This window comes from Nocardiopsis sinuspersici (genome assembly GCF_001998325.1).
In the GTDB taxonomy this organism is placed as follows: domain Bacteria; phylum Actinomycetota; class Actinomycetes; order Streptosporangiales; family Streptosporangiaceae; genus Nocardiopsis; species Nocardiopsis sinuspersici.
Map to the genome: position 1 here is coordinate 5,120,107 of NZ_MCOK01000001.1, position 14,114 is coordinate 5,134,220.

8 protein-coding genes, 1 tRNA gene and 1 pseudogene are annotated in these 14,114 nt (G+C 67.4%); 2 read left to right on the forward strand and 8 right to left on the reverse strand.

Annotated features, from left to right (window positions below; all coding sequences use genetic code 11):
- Window positions 1-13: 13 nt before the first annotated feature.
- Window positions 14-1,399: pseudogene (locus NOSIN_RS28270) on the reverse strand (condensation domain-containing protein); the annotation flags it as partial.
- Window positions 1,400-1,949: 550 nt separating this feature from the next.
- Between NOSIN_RS28270 and NOSIN_RS27895 the strand changes: the two are divergent.
- The gene (locus NOSIN_RS27895; protein WP_227015129.1) at window positions 1,950-3,185 is read left to right on the forward strand and encodes a M23 family metallopeptidase; all 1,236 of its coding nucleotides are present in this window, start codon (window positions 1,950-1,952) and stop codon (window positions 3,183-3,185) included.
- Between the two features lie 142 nt (window positions 3,186-3,327).
- On the opposite strand, the gene NOSIN_RS22140 is transcribed toward NOSIN_RS27895, so the two are convergent.
- The 4 genes from NOSIN_RS22140 to NOSIN_RS22155 all read right to left on the reverse strand — a co-directional run bounded on the left by NOSIN_RS22140 (window position 3,328) and on the right by NOSIN_RS22155 (window position 8,780).
- The gene (locus tag NOSIN_RS22140; RefSeq protein ID WP_077692586.1) at window positions 3,328-4,065 is read right to left on the reverse strand and encodes an ABC transporter permease; all 738 of its coding nucleotides are present in this window, start codon (window positions 4,063-4,065) and stop codon (window positions 3,328-3,330) included.
- 4 nt (window positions 4,066-4,069) lie between these two features.
- On the reverse strand, window positions 4,070-4,996 hold the full coding sequence (locus NOSIN_RS22145) for an ABC transporter ATP-binding protein (RefSeq protein ID WP_206057639.1): 927 nt from the start codon (window positions 4,994-4,996) through the stop codon (window positions 4,070-4,072).
- A 580-nt stretch (window positions 4,997-5,576) separates the two neighbouring features.
- A complete protein-coding gene (locus NOSIN_RS22150) occupies window positions 5,577-6,275 on the reverse strand; it encodes a response regulator transcription factor (protein ID WP_077692588.1) in 699 nt (232 codons plus the stop codon).
- A 1,626-nt stretch (window positions 6,276-7,901) separates the two neighbouring features.
- Window positions 7,902-8,780, reverse strand: coding sequence for a LysR family transcriptional regulator (locus NOSIN_RS22155; protein ID WP_077692589.1), 879 nt, complete (start codon window positions 8,778-8,780; stop codon window positions 7,902-7,904).
- A 72-nt stretch (window positions 8,781-8,852) separates the two neighbouring features.
- Here NOSIN_RS22155 and NOSIN_RS22160 point away from each other — a divergent pair, with 72 nt between their 5' ends.
- Complete coding sequence (locus NOSIN_RS22160; RefSeq protein WP_227015131.1) at window positions 8,853-9,806, forward strand: DMT family transporter; 954 nt, start codon at window positions 8,853-8,855, stop codon at window positions 9,804-9,806.
- Between the two features lie 268 nt (window positions 9,807-10,074).
- Here NOSIN_RS22160 and NOSIN_RS22170 read toward each other — a convergent pair.
- The 3 genes from NOSIN_RS22170 to gyrA all read right to left on the reverse strand — a co-directional run bounded on the left by NOSIN_RS22170 (window position 10,075) and on the right by gyrA (window position 14,059).
- Window positions 10,075-10,148: transfer RNA gene (locus NOSIN_RS22170), tRNA-Ile, on the reverse strand.
- A 197-nt stretch (window positions 10,149-10,345) separates the two neighbouring features.
- On the reverse strand, window positions 10,346-11,356 hold the full coding sequence (locus NOSIN_RS27900) for a DUF3566 domain-containing protein (protein WP_236743413.1): 1,011 nt from the start codon (window positions 11,354-11,356) through the stop codon (window positions 10,346-10,348).
- A gap of 108 nt (window positions 11,357-11,464) precedes the next feature.
- Window positions 11,465-14,059 carry a DNA gyrase subunit A gene (gyrA, locus tag NOSIN_RS22180; protein WP_077692590.1) on the reverse strand — a complete coding sequence of 865 codons (2,595 nt, stop codon included), beginning with the start codon at window positions 14,057-14,059 and terminating at the stop codon, window positions 11,465-11,467.
- Between the last annotated feature and the right edge of the window lie 55 nt (window positions 14,060-14,114).

Below are 14,114 nucleotides of genomic sequence, written 5' to 3' on the forward strand. Positions count from 1 at the left end.
CGAGCTGGGAGAACTCGCCGGGGGTCAGGAGGGTCAGCTCCCCCAGGCAGGCCCGCGGTTTGCGCACGAACTCCGTGAGGACCTGGCGGAGGTGCCCGACCAGGCGTTCGACCGTTCGCACCGAGAAACGCGCGGTGTCGTAGTGGATCGTGAGCGTCAGGCTTTCCCCGGGGGTCGCCACGATGCTCAGGGGATAGCCGGCATGGCTCTCCTCCCAGACCCGGTCCATCCGGAGGGCGCGGGGCCCGGGGTCCTCCTCCTGCTCCTCGACCGTCACCACTGTCTCGAAGAGCGACTCGCCCGACTCGATCCCGCTCCACCGCTGGATCATCAGCAGCGGGCTGTACTCGTACTCGCAGACCCGGGTGTACCGGTGCTGCAGGTCCCGCATCCACGCCGGCCAGGCCATCGACGCGGGTACGCCGACACGCAGCGGCAGCGTGTTGATGAAGGTCCCCACCATGTCCTCGATGCCGGACAGGTCGGCGGACCGGCCGGGGGCGGTGACCCCCGCGACCACCTCCTCCGAGCCTTGGTACCTGCTCAGCAGGAAGGCCCAGGCCCCCCGTACCAGAGTCGGGAGCTCCAGGCCGTGCTCCTCACCGACGGCTCGCAGGTCCTCGGTCTCCCGCTCGTCCAGGACCAGGCGGGCCTGGTCGTACACGACGCGGGGAGCGTCCTCCGCGACCGCCTCGGCCGCGGAGGGCCTCAGTTCGACGGGGAGGGGGCTCGCGGACGAAACGGACCGCAGCTCATCACGCCAGAACTCCTCGGCCCGGCCGGTGTCCTGGCGGTTCCACCAGTCGATGTAGTGCTGGAACGGCGTCTCTGGCGGCTCATCGACCGTTCGCCGCGTGACGAGGCACTCATAGAACCGCTCGACCTCGCGGAGAACCCTCGCCTGGCTGCGCCCGTCCATCAGGGCGTAGTGGAGGCTCCAGAGGAGCTCGTACCGCGCTTCCTCCAGCCTGATGAGGCGGAGCCGCCACAGGGGCGCCTCGGTTACGGGGAATCCGTACTCGTGGTCCTGCCTCAGACGGTCCTCACGCTGGGAAGACCGCTGCTCACCGCCCAGGGTCCGCCAGTCCTCGTACTCGAGGGGGACGTCGACGCTCTCCCGGACCACCTGCACCGGTTCGTCACTCGACACCTCGCGAAAGCCCGTCCGCAGTGCCGCGTGGTGCTTCGCCACCTGTGCCCAGCTCCCGCGGAACGCCTCGACGTCCAGGTCCTGGACGATCTCAAGCAGGATCTGCGCATGGTAGAGCCCGGACTTCTCCCCGTGCAGGGATTGGAACAGGATTCCTCGCTGGGTGGGCGCCATCGGGTACGAGTTCTCGACCCGACCGCTTCCTGAAGGGGGAAGGGGGTTTTCCGCTGGGCCGTGAAGAGAGTTCAAGGATGCAGTCCTCTTGAATCATGGACGATGATTTGCACCATCGGCTGCCTCGTCGATATCAGAACCATTCGCGCGCCACAGCAAGCCTTTATCCGTCCGCGCCATGCCGCTCCGCCAGGCGTGTGCCTTGAAGACTAATTCGCGTGGGATCGCACCGAAATACCCGATTGGCGTGCTATCGCCCTAACCAGGCGGCTACCCCTTCCAGGCGGTCTTTGGGGCGCCACCCTCCCCGCAGCAGCTCACCGGCCCCCTGTGGACCGCCGCCGCGGCCCCGCCGGGCTCGGCGGCCCGGGGACGTCCACCGGGGAGGCGGCCGGGGCGGGTACTCCCGCGGGGTCGATCGGCGCCGCCGCCGGCCCGGCCCGCACGGGTGGCGCCACGGCGCGATGGGTGCCAGACTCCGGGACGGGTCGCACGCGGTCGGCTGGCGCGGCCGCGCTTCCGGCACGGGTCGGCGCCGTCGTGACGGCGGACGGCGCGCCTTCGGGTCCACCGGCCGACGAGAGCGCCCCTCCTACCGGCACCCGCATGACAGGAGTGCGCTGACATGGCCCTTCTACTGATGAACACGGCCCTGATCCTGGCCGTCGTGGCCGCCGCTCACCTGTACTTGCACAGGCGGCTGGTCAAGGACGTGTCCCGGCCGGGCAGCGCGTGGCGGCGTACCGGAACAGTGCTGGTGTGGCTGCTTGGGGCCGTCACCGTCGGCGCGATGGTCGCCGGTCCCGCCGACGCGCCCTTCCTGGTCGTACGCGCTCTCGGGTGGCCGGGCCTCCTCTGGCTGGCCCTGTTGCCGTACCTCCTCGTCCTCCTGCTCCTGGGAGAGGCGGCCCGCCCTCTGCTGCTGCGGGGCACCGCCCGTCCCGCCGGCGGCGCCACCGCGCCGGAGGCCTCACCAGGCAGCGGCCCGGCACGCGGTACAGCGGACGAAGACCGCGCCGACAGCGGGAAAACGGATGGCGAATCATCCGCTGGGAACGAGAACGGGAAATCTGAAACCCCCCGACGCGTTTTCATCGCCCGGACCATAGGAGTCAGCGCGACCGCCATCGCCGGAGGGGTGTCGTATGTTGGCTCCATGGTTGGAGATTCACCCCCGCAGAGTTCCGGGGACCACGGAATCGATGTCTCATTTCCCTTCAGGGGGCTGTGGCGCGTTGAGAACAGCCCGGCCCGGCGTGTTCCGAGCCATGGGACCGATATGTTCGGCGGCCGCTACGCCATCGACTTCGTCGGTGTGGACGACAGGCACAGGACGGCCGGCAGCCGTAGCTGGCGGACCTTCCTCGCCACCGAACCGCCCGAGCTCTTCTTCGCCTTCGGCCGACCCGTCCTGGCGCCCGGCGACGGGACCGTTGTGGCGGTGCATGACGCCGAGCCCGACCACGAGGCGCGCCGGTCGCAGGCCGCGCTGGTTCCGTACGCGCTGAGCCAGGGCGCACGGGTGCGCCGGGGTGTGGGAGCCATCGCCGGAAACCACGTGGTGATGTCCCTCGCGGAGAGCGGTGTCTTCATCGCTCTGGTGCATTTCCGGGCCGGCAGCGTCCGGGTGTCCGTCGGCGAGAGGATCGTGGAGGGCCAGCACATCGCGGACTGCGGAAACTCGGGGAACTCGACCCAGCCGCACGTGCACATGCAGGCCATGGACAGCGCGGACCTGTCCGCCGCCAGGGGCGTACCCATGCGGTTCCGCCGCTTCCGTGAGTGGCCCTCCGGGTTGGCGCGGAACCACGTCAGGGATCTGGCCGTCCCGGGGGAGCGCGCGGTGGTGGAGCCGCTGTAGCCACGGCCGCGGCGGCAGGAGAGGAGCCTCCGGCGGGCACGGGAGGGAACCCGCGCCCGCCGAAGGCTCCCACCTCATCGGCCCGGAGCGCCTGCCTTCGGCGTCCCGGCCGCCGTGGCCGGGCCTCGGACGCCGTTCTGCCTCACGTCCTTCGGGCCATCATCCGGTAGGCGACCAGGAATCCGGCGAGGGACCAGGCCGCGAGGACGGCGAAGGGCAGGAGCCGGACGCCGTCGGGCGGAACGCTGAGCGTATCGCGCACGCTCTCGGCCATGTACTGGAACGGCAGCACCAGGTGGACGGAGGCGAACCAGTCGGGCAGCCGGGAGATCGGGAAGACGATCGGGGAGAACATCAGCGCGACGAACACCACGAGCTGGGACACCATCCGGGCGATCGGCGGGGCCAGTCCGTATCCGATGCCATAGCCGATACCGATCGCGGCGGCCGCGGTCAGGAGGATCGCGGGAACGACCAGAGGGCTGATCTGCAGGTCCAGGTCGAATCGCAGCCATGCGACCACGAGCGCGGCCAGCATCCCCGGAAGGGCGGTCACCAGGGCGATCGTGGCGTCGGACGCGATGAGCGCGCTCCGGGGCACGGGTAGCGACCGGTTGAACTCGAAGATGCCCTCCTGTTTCGCGGAAGCGACCTCCTGCGGCCCGATCACCATCCCGACGGTGATGAGCCCGAGCACCGGCGCCCCCGTCGAGAGGTACAGTGCCGTGGCATCGTCCAGGTTGGGCACGAGGAACGCGAATCCGACGACGATCCCCACCGCGAGGCAGGTCTGGATCACCAGGTTCAACGCCAGGGTCGCGCGCCCCCGCAGCCCGGCCCAGCCGAGCAGCAGGCCATAGCTAGACATCCAGTAGCGCATCGCGTTATCCCTCTTCTTCCCCGTTGGACGTGGACTCCCCGCCCACGAGGTCCAGATACACGTCCTCCAGGCCGACCGGTACGAGAGAGAACTCGTCGATGTCCTGTGAGGCTCGTAGCCGCTGCGCCCACGTGAGCGCATCGGCGGCCGCGCTGGATTCAAGGGCGATCGTCAGCCGCCGGGAGGCGCGCAGCGGAGGGCCCGCGGTCGCGATGTGCTCGGGAAGGGAGGGGAGGCCGTCGATGTCCGCGGCCGTCAACTCCAGTCGGAGGTCGCCGGCCGCACGGGAGCGAAGCTGTGCCGCCGTCCCCTCCGCCATCACCTTTCCGGAGTCCAGCACGACGATGCGGTCCACGCTCCGCTCGGCCTCGACCACGTTGTGTGTGACCAGGAGTACGGCACACCCCCGGTTCGCCAGACCCCGGATCTGCTCCCACAAGAGCCTCCTGCGAGCGGGGTCCACGTCGTTGGTCGGTTCGTCGAGCATCACGACCTGTCCAGGCGACGCCGCGGCCATACCGAACGCCGTCAGCCTTCGGACGCCCCCGGAGAGCCGCTCTCCCGTGGTGTCGGCCCACTCGCCGAGATCCAAGGCCTCGATCAGTTCTTCGGTACGGGTGTTGGCGGCGCTTTTGCTCATTCCACGGATCCGGGCCATTGATTTGATGACCTGCCGTGGCGTCACGCCGGTCAGCGGTGCGTGTGACTGAGGCATCACCGCGATCATTCGGCGGACCTTCGACGGTTCCGCCACAGGGTCGCATCCGTCGACGCGGATGGTGCCGGACGTCGGTACGGTGAGTCCGGCCACCTGGTTGATAAGCGTCGTCTTTCCGGCACCGTTGTGCCCCAGGAGACCGACTACTTCACCGGCCCCCACCTGTATGGTGACGCCGTCATTGGCTCGGACCCCGCGCTTGTAGGTCTTCACTATGTCTTTGATATAAAGCAAAATATCTTCCCGTTCAGCCGGATATATGGCCCAGGCTTATGTACTGGATCGGTGTTGTTTCCATTGACTCCCGTGTCGTTTCCGAGGAACGCGGAGATTCATCCGCTCACCGGCGGCGGCCCGCGGACGCCCCGGACCGCCGGAGTGGTCGAGGCCCCGGACTCCCGTGGACCGATCCGGGATCCCCGGCCGGTCGCCGCGTCAGCGGGCGGCGCGGTCCGGGGCGCGTCACCGGGTGCCCGGGGGAACACGCGCATAGGCCGGCCGGGACACCCGGCGGCGCCGACCGTGCCTCGGTACGTGGCGGTGCGGACAGCGCCCTCGTCGAAGCACATCCACGAGTCCGCAGGTGGGGGCACCGGTGAACGGTCGCCCTGTCACGGGTGGGATCGCCGGTCGGGGAGGGTGCGGTGCTCTGTCACCGGACACCGGGGGCCCGCCTGGCGGCGGAAGCGGCCGGACCGTTCTCCGGTCGGAGGCCACCGCCTCCCCCCGCGAGGGTGGCGCGCATGCCCGAAGGCCCCGGAGGAGCTTTCCCGGGTTTCCCGCTCGATGGAACTCAGGCATCTTTCGTGGCGTCCTGTTCCACAAGCTTGTACTGCAGCGCCGTGGCTACGGCCATGGTCCTGTTTTTGCAGTTGAGCTTGGCCAGCAGATTGGCGACCAGGCGTTTCGCGCCGTGCTGGGAGATCCGGAGCCGTGTGGCGATCTGCTTGTTGCTCAGTCCGCCGACCAAGAGCTGTAGAGCCTGTTCCTCCCTCGGCGTGAGTTCGGGCAGCATCATGCGTGGCTGACCCTGCCCGTCCCGCATCTGGGCCAGCAGGTGTCCGGCGATCGACGGCGGAATGACCACGTCACCGCTGATCACCTTCTGCAGGGATTCGTCGAGCACTTCCGTGGTCAACTGATCCAGGACCAGGAATCCGTCCGTGGGCACCCTGGCCGCACTGTCGAATAAACTCCCGTCACTTCGCGTGAGCAGAAGGAGCACCTTCGAACCAAAACCACCGAACCGCTTAGCTATATCCTCGATATCATTCGTCCGATCGCCGTCGCAGGCCAGTATGACGACCCTCGGCAGGTTTTCCGGACATCGCGAAGGCCAGCCGTCGAGCGATTCGCACGGCGCGATTTCGTATCGAGTCGGAGCTGAGCTCAACATCGCAACGAAGCCTTGGCGAATCACTTCATTGCCGATATGGAGCGCTATGAGCACCCCTCCACACCGGCGCCCGGACAGAGAGATCGGCCTGGTCATTGAAGAACTCCATTAAATTCTATTGCATTCACTCACGATCGAAATATGGGGTAAGCCGGAAGACTTGGGCGACGCCGCTGTTCCAGCACGGCCGGAGAGGTGGCCGGCAGGCACATCAGTACTCTTCGAGCACGTCAGAGCCTTCTTCTCCCTGGCATCGCAGGACCCTCGGGACATGGCCGAAAGGCCTGTCGCCCCCACCCGGAAAGTGGTTGTCGAGGCGTCGAACGACCGTGTCTGTTCCTACGGCAGCGCCTCACAAAATCCAGGTAGGACAGGATCAGCATGCTCAGTAATACCGCCTGGATAAATCGATGACAGAAAGCGGGCTCAGGCGTCATCCATTTTGCGCACCGGACCCGGTTCGACTTCTTCGGTGAACAGCAGGAGTCTTGCAGGTTATTCCATAACGTCATGGAGGCATCAGCTCTGGTGTTGGCCTTACCGAGCTCGATAGGTCGCCTTCTCTCCCTTCACACTGATGGTCGCCCCGGGCGAGGAAAGTGTATCTTTGCGCGCACGGGATTTACACCCCCACCAAAAGAAACACTTAGTGTATCTGGCCAGTAGCAATGCGTTTCATTGCGCACTGTTGTTACGCGTGTTGCAGGAAATAAGTCCTGAGGACCGGATAGAACTGCTGGTCAAAGCCGACCACGCCCACCGCCGAAGGTCCATAATCGGCGATGCGACATGGTTTAAGCATGCGTCATATGCCAGCTATGTCCATTATTTCCACCAAAGCACCCGTTTGGGCGGAAGAGGTGGAACCATGCCGCTGGGACCCGGTCCCCCAAGCCGGTGGGCGGAGAGCACCCGGACCGTTCGTGCTGGTCTCGGGGCCGGTTCGGTCACCGGCGATATCCGGGCTCCGATCAGAAGGCGATTCGGCACCTACTGCGTACACAACGGAACCGGATCCCAGATGGCCGGAACCGGCCACACCGATGGCATCCATTCAGGCGGCGAAACGCCCCAGGCGTGCTATGCGCCCCGCCGAACGGGGCTCTTGCAGGTTCCGTCTTGGCGTGGACGGTCCGATCCGGGAAGACCCCGGCCGGGTACGCGAGCAGGTACGGGCTTCGCGGCCATTGCGGCGTCTGGCCGCGCGGCCCCGAAGGACAACCGTGCCTGCCCTGACTCGGACACGGTCCCCGCCGTGCTCGCGAACGTGGGACCGCTCGACGCCGAGGCCGCCATCGGCCTGCGCCCCCCACTCGGACACGGTCCCCCGACCTCCGCGCCCGGCGGGGCCGGTGGTACTCGCTGGCCTGGCCCCGGTCCTTCGTGCCAGGCTCGCCAGTCGCGGCGGGTTCCCCTGCCGGCGCTCCGCCATGGCGGGCCCTGTACCGGGGCCCCGGAACCGCTGGGCGCGCCTCTGCCGGCCGGGGGAGTACCGGACGGAGCCGGGTCGACATGGCGACTCGGCCTGTTGTCGACTCGGCCTGTTGTCGACTCGGCTCGTTGTCGACTCGGCGCCAGATCGACGCGGTAGGGGCGCGGGCACAGAAAAAGCCCTGCTCTCCGGTGGAGAACAGGGCTCTGGACTGCACGAACCGTGTGGGCGAACCGCCTGACCGAGAACGTCTGTTACTCGATGGAAGCCCCTCACCTGTCCCTACCGGATCAGTTCACCAAGTACGTTTTGAGGGCCTGGAGGGCCAACGAGGCGGTCTGAGCTCTCTCCAGAAGCAGGATGTCGCGGTGCAGTTCGGTATCGAGTGGCAGGTAGGCGACTCTCGAATCGCTGTCGCCAGCCGGGACCGGCACGCACGCGACGGCCAGACCCTCTCGAACCAACGCGAGCTGGGTCAGATGGTCTGCGACACAGAACGACACGTCGAGCTCGACGCCATGTCGGCGCGCGACCTGTTCGAGTGCGTTATGTGCGTCCGAACCCCGGGCACAGGTCGCCCAGCGCTCTCCGGCCAGGTCGCGAATGCTAAGAGAACCGTGGGACCGCAGAGGGTGGTCGCCCGGAACCGCCATGAACAACGCCTCTCGTGTGATCCGTTGCGCGAGGACACCCGCCGGCAACCGCAGAGGGGTGGGGCTCCAGGATTCGGCTAGCACGAGATCGATGGCACCGGCCGCGAGGCGGTCGAGGTGATCGGCGGTCTCCCCGTCCTCGGCGGACACCCGTACGCGGGGATACTCACGGTGGAACGCGGTCAACTTGGCACCGAGCACGCTTCGAATGACGGAGGCTACCGCCGCGACACGCAGATGGCCGACGTAGGTCTCATCGCGATGGAGATCGTTCTCCGCCTGCTGCATGGCCTCGGCCACTTGCCGGGCGTATCCGGCAAGCACCTCACCCTTCGCGGTAAGGCGAAGACCGCGTCCCTTCGGCGCCACGATCTTCGTCCTCGCCTCGGCCTCGATGCGGCGCAACTGCTGTGACACAGCGGGGCCGGTCATGTGCAGTGCCGTCGCGGCTCGGGTAACCGACCCCGTCCGGGCTACGGCATCCAGTACACGGAGACGGTCCCACCCCATAGTCATAAGGGATGCTTAACATGAATGAGCAGAACTATGAAGTAGTGCTAGCTCCAGGTGTGAACCTACTGTCGATTCATGCCTCCTGTCGCTCCACGCTCGTCATACAGTGCGTCCCGCCCTGACCGGACGGTGGGAAGAGGCGGCCCCGTCGTAGCGTCGTCCCTGGTCCTGGCTGGAGCGCTCTGCCTCTCGGTTTCGGCGATCCTGGTGAAGCTGGCCGGCGTCGATGCCGCTACGACCGCGGTGGCAAGATGCGCGATCGCCGTGGTCGTGCTGGTCCCTCTGGCGTTTCGGGAACGGTCGCGGGTCGGGGCCCTGTCACGTGGCGGTGTGCTGTGGTCTCTTGCCGCTGGAGCTGCGCTGGGCATCGACTACGCCGCCTGGACCGCCTCGATCTACTACGTCGGCGCGGGGATCAGCACCGTCCTGATCAACATACAAGTCCTGGTTCTGCCCGCACTGGCCTTCCTCATCGATCGGGAGAGGGTCACGACGCGCTTCGTCATCACTCTCCCGCTGATGCTCTTGGGAATCAGCCTGGTCGGCGGGCTGTGGAACGCTTCGCTTCGGGGTCCGGACACGGGTACCGGTGTGCTGCTCGGTGTCATCGCGGGCTGCGGCTACGGCGTGTACCTGTTCATCACCCGCGGATCGGCACGACGCGACCCGGGTCTGTTCGTTCAACCACTGACATGGGCGTCGGCCTCCGCCACGGTCGCCGCCGCCATGGTCTCGCCGATCTCTGGCGGCATCCAGCCGGCTGGGATCTCAGCCCAGTCGTGGACACTGCTCGCGCTCCTGGCAGTACTAGGCCAGGTGGCCGCCTGGCTGTTCATCCACCACGGCAGCGTCCTGTTGCCGTTGACGACGACCGGCGGGTTGCTGTTGATCCAGCCGATCCTCGCGCTCGGCCTGTCCGCGCTGATCCTGGGTGAGCATCCCACGGTCCTGCAGTCGGTGGGGGCAGCGGTCGTGGTCGCCGGTGTCGCCACAGCAAACGGCCTGCTTCTTCGAAAGCGTAAGTGCTAGTACGAGCTTGCCGGGCGCGGTGAGTCCCCCCTGTCGGCTGCTCCGTATGGCGGGACCTACCGGGTGGTCACCGCGGAGCTCCTGGAACTTCTGGGTGTGCCTCTTCCGGCTGGGGAGCATCGGCTGGAGTCGAGTCGACATAGCGATTCGATCTGTTGTCGACTCGGCCTGTTGTCGACTCGGCGCCAGATCGACGCGGCCGGGGCGCGGGCACAGAAAAAACCCTGCTCTCCGGTGGAGAACAAGGCTCTGGACTGCACAAACTGTGTGGGCGTACCAGGACTTGAACCTGGGGCCTCATCCTTATCAGGGATGCGCTCTAACCGACTGAGCTATACGCCCTCGTTCCGAGTGGAACTCTACCGCATTCGCAGGACCGGGGCGAACCGGTCATCCGGATGCGGACACGAGGCGGGACGCGGTCGACGCGTCCCTCTTCACCTCCCATTTTACCTCTGTGCGGCAGTGCTCGGGACGGGATCGCCAACACGTGGGGCCCGGCCCGGAGGGTGTCTCCGGACCGGGCCCCACGACGGGTCCTACTCGGCCTCGGACAGCGTCACGTCGACACCGCCGACCAGGTCGGCGACCAGGTTGTACAGCATCGCCCCCACCGTGGACAGCGCGGTGATCAGCACGATGTTCAGCGCGCCGACCACACCGGTGTAGCCCAGCACGCGCCCCGGAGAGAACCAGGCGGCCGGGTTGAGGCCCAGTTCGTCCTCGGAGCCGTCGCCCTCCAGGAGCGCGTTCATCATGCTGGTCAGCTGGTCGAACACGCCCAGCATCGACAGCGTCGCGTAGATCACCGCGACCGCCACGAACAGGATGATGAAGCACACCAGGGAGACGACGAAGCTGAACTTCATCACCGACCAGGGCTCCACCCGGGAGACCGTCAGGTGCGCCTTCCGGCTGGACAGACTCGCTTTCACAGCGCTCGGGCCGCTCGAGCTCTCAGGCACCGCGGACTTCGATTCGGACACTGGCGTTCCCCCCGCTTCGGCGCGGTCCTCCGCCACGGCCGATCCGACGGGCACCGAGGACTTCTTGTCCGCCTCGCCGGCGACGCTCTCCCCACCGGAGTCCTTCCCGGACCCGCCGAAGGCCTTCACGACCTTGCCGAAGCCCTTCCCGGACCCGCTGGAGGCCTTCGCGGCCTTACCGGAGCCCTTCTCAGACCCGGTAGCGGCCTTCCCGGCCTCGTCGGAGTCCTTCCCGGATCCGGTGGAGTCCTTCTCGACCCCGCCGAGGTCCTTCTCAGACCCGGTAGCGGCCCTGCCGGACTCCGTGGAAGCCTTCGCGGACTCGGTGGTGCTCTCCTCGCCGGAGGCCTGCCCGGCCCCACCGGAGTCCTTCTCGGACTCGGTGGAGGCCTTCTCGGCCTCGGTGGTGCCCTTCTGGTCGGACGCATCGTCGACCTCGGTGGTCACGGTGGCCCCCGCCTCTACCGTGTCCTTCTCGGCCGTCTCCACGTCCCCGCTCCCGACGGCCCCCGCCGTGTCCGGGTCGGATTCGTTCGTGGTGGTGTTCCGCTGGTTGTCAGACATAGAAACGTTACCGCTGGGCTTTCGTTGAGAACGGGTGATTGGCACTACCGGGTCCGCGGGGTTCACCAGTAGCGAACCCCGCGGACCTTATGGGGCCTAACGCGAAGTCTAGGCCTGCGGGTTGCCTTCCCCGGCGACCGGGACGTCGGCCGTCTCGACGGCCTCCTCCTCGGCGGCCTCGGCGTTGCGCGCCACGGCGACGATCTTGTTGCCCTTGTCCAGGTTCATCAGTCGCACGCCCATGGTGGTGCGGCCGGACTGCTTGACCTCGGAGGCGCCGGTGCGGATGACCCCGCCCGCGGAGGTGATCGCGAAGATCTCGTCCACCTCGGGGTCGACCATCATGGCACCGACCAGCTTGCCCCGGGCCTCCACCACCTTGGCCGTCAGCACGCCCTTGCCGCCCCGGTTCTGCACCGGGTACTGCTCGGAGGGGGTGCGCTTGGCGTAGCCGTTCTCCGTGGCGACCAGGACGTCCGTGGACCCGTCTCCGGGCCGGATGACGTCCATGCTCAGGAGGTAGTCGCCCTCCAGGAACCGCATGCCGATCACACCGCTGGTGGCACGGCCCATGGGACGCAGCGACTCGTCGGAGGCGGGGAACCGGATCGCCTGGGCGTCGCTGGAGATCAGCAGCAGGTCGTCGTCGGGGAAGACCAGCCGGGCGGCGATCAGTTCGTCGTCCTCGCGCAGGTTGATCGCGATGATGCCCGCCGCCCGCGCGGAGTCGAAGTCCTCCAGGCGGGACTTCTTGACCAGGCCCTCACGGGTGGCGAGCACCAGGTACGGGGCGGCCTCGTAGTCGCGCAGCGCCATGATCTGCGCGATCTCCTCGCCCGGCTGGAACGGGAGCAGGTTCGCCACGTGCTGTCCGCGTGCGTCGCGGGCGGCCTCCGGCAGCTCGTACGCCTTCGTGCGGTACACCCGGCCCTGGTTGGTGAAGCACAGGATCCAGTTGTGGGTGGTGGTCACGAAGAAGTGCTGGATGATGTCGTCCTGCTTGAGCTGGGCACCGCGCACGCCCTTGCCCCCGCGCTTCTGGGCGCGGTAGTTGTCGATGCGCGTGCGCTTGGCGTATCCACCGCGGGAGATCGTGACGACCACGTCCTCCTCGGCGATGAAGTCCTCCATGCGCATGTCGCCCTCGAAGGGGATGATGTGCGTGCGCCGCTCGTCGCCGTACTTCTCCACGATCTCGCCGAGCTCGTGGCGGATGATGTCCCGCTGGCGGACCTCCGAGGCGAGGATGTCGTTGTAGTCCTCGATCTGGGCCATGAGCTCGTCGTACTCGCCGGTCAGGGCGTTGCGCTCCAGCGCGGCGAGCTTGCGCAGCTGCATGTCGAGGATGGCGCGGGCCTGGATGTCGTCGATCTCCAGCAGGCCCATCAGGCCGGTGCGCGCCGCGTCGGCCGAGGCGCTGGACCGGATGAGGCTGATGACCTCGTCGATGCGGTCCATCGCGCGGAGCAGGGCGCTCAGGATGTGCGCCCGCTCCTCGGCCTTGCGCAGCAGGTAGCGCGTCCGGCGGACGATGACCTCGATCTGGTGCTTGACCCAGTACCGGATCATCTGGTCCAGGCGCAGGGTGCGCGGCACACCGTCGACCAGCGCGAGCATGTTCGCGCCGAAGGTCTCCTGGAGCTGGGTGTGCTTGTAGAGGTTGTTCAGCACGACCTTGGCGACGGCGTCGCGCTTGAGCACGATGACCAGCCGCTGGCCGGTACGGCCGCTGCTCTCGTCGCGCACGTCGGCGATGCCGGTGATCTTGCCGTCCTTGACCAGGTCGGCGATCTTGAGCGCGAGGTTGTCCGGGTTGACCTGGTAGGGCAGCTCGGTGATGACCAGGATCTGGCGGCCCCGGCTGTCCTCCTCGACCTCGACCACGGCGCGCATGGTGATGGAGCCGCGCCCGGTCCGGTACGCCTCCTCGATGCCCGTCTTGCCGACGATGAGCCCGCGGGTCGGGAAGTCCGGGCCCTTGACCCGGGCGATGAGCTGGTCCAGCAGCTCGTCGTCCTCGGTCTCGGGGTGGTCCAGGAACCAGTTGACCCCGTCGGCGACCTCGCGCAGGTTGTGCGGCGGGATGTTCGTGGCCATGCCGACCGCGATGCCCGAGGAGCCGTTGACCAGCAGGTTCGGGAAGCGGGCGGGCAGCACGACGGGCTCGGAGGAGCGGCCGTCGTAGTTGGGCCGGAAGTCGACGGTCTCCTTGTCGATGTCCCGGAGCATCTCCATGGCCAGCGGCGCGAGCTTGCACTCGGTGTACCGCATGGCGGCGGCCGGGTCGTTGCCCGGGGAGCCGAAGTTGCCGTTGGGGTCGACCAGGGGCATCCGCATGGACCACCACTGGGCGAGGCGCACCAGGGTGTCGTAGATGGCGCTGTCGCCGTGCGGGTGGTAGTTGCCCATCACGTCGCCGACGACGCGGGCGCACTTGAAGTGTCCGCGGTCGGGCCGGTACCCGCCGTCGTACATCGCGTACAGCACACGCTGGTGGACCGGCTTGAGGCCGTCGCGCACGTCGGGCAGGGCACGTCCGACGATGACCGACATCGCGTAGTCGAGATAGCTGCGCTGCATCTCGACCTGGATGTCGACCCGCTCGACCCGGTCGGTCGTCCGCACGGGGGCCTCCACGGCGGAGTCCGTTCCCTCAGGTCCTTCAGGTCCCTCAGGGACGTCCGGGTTGTTCGCATCCGTCACGGATGTCGATCCCTTCTACGAAGCTTGTTTGAACGTGGTTCACCGTCCGGGGATC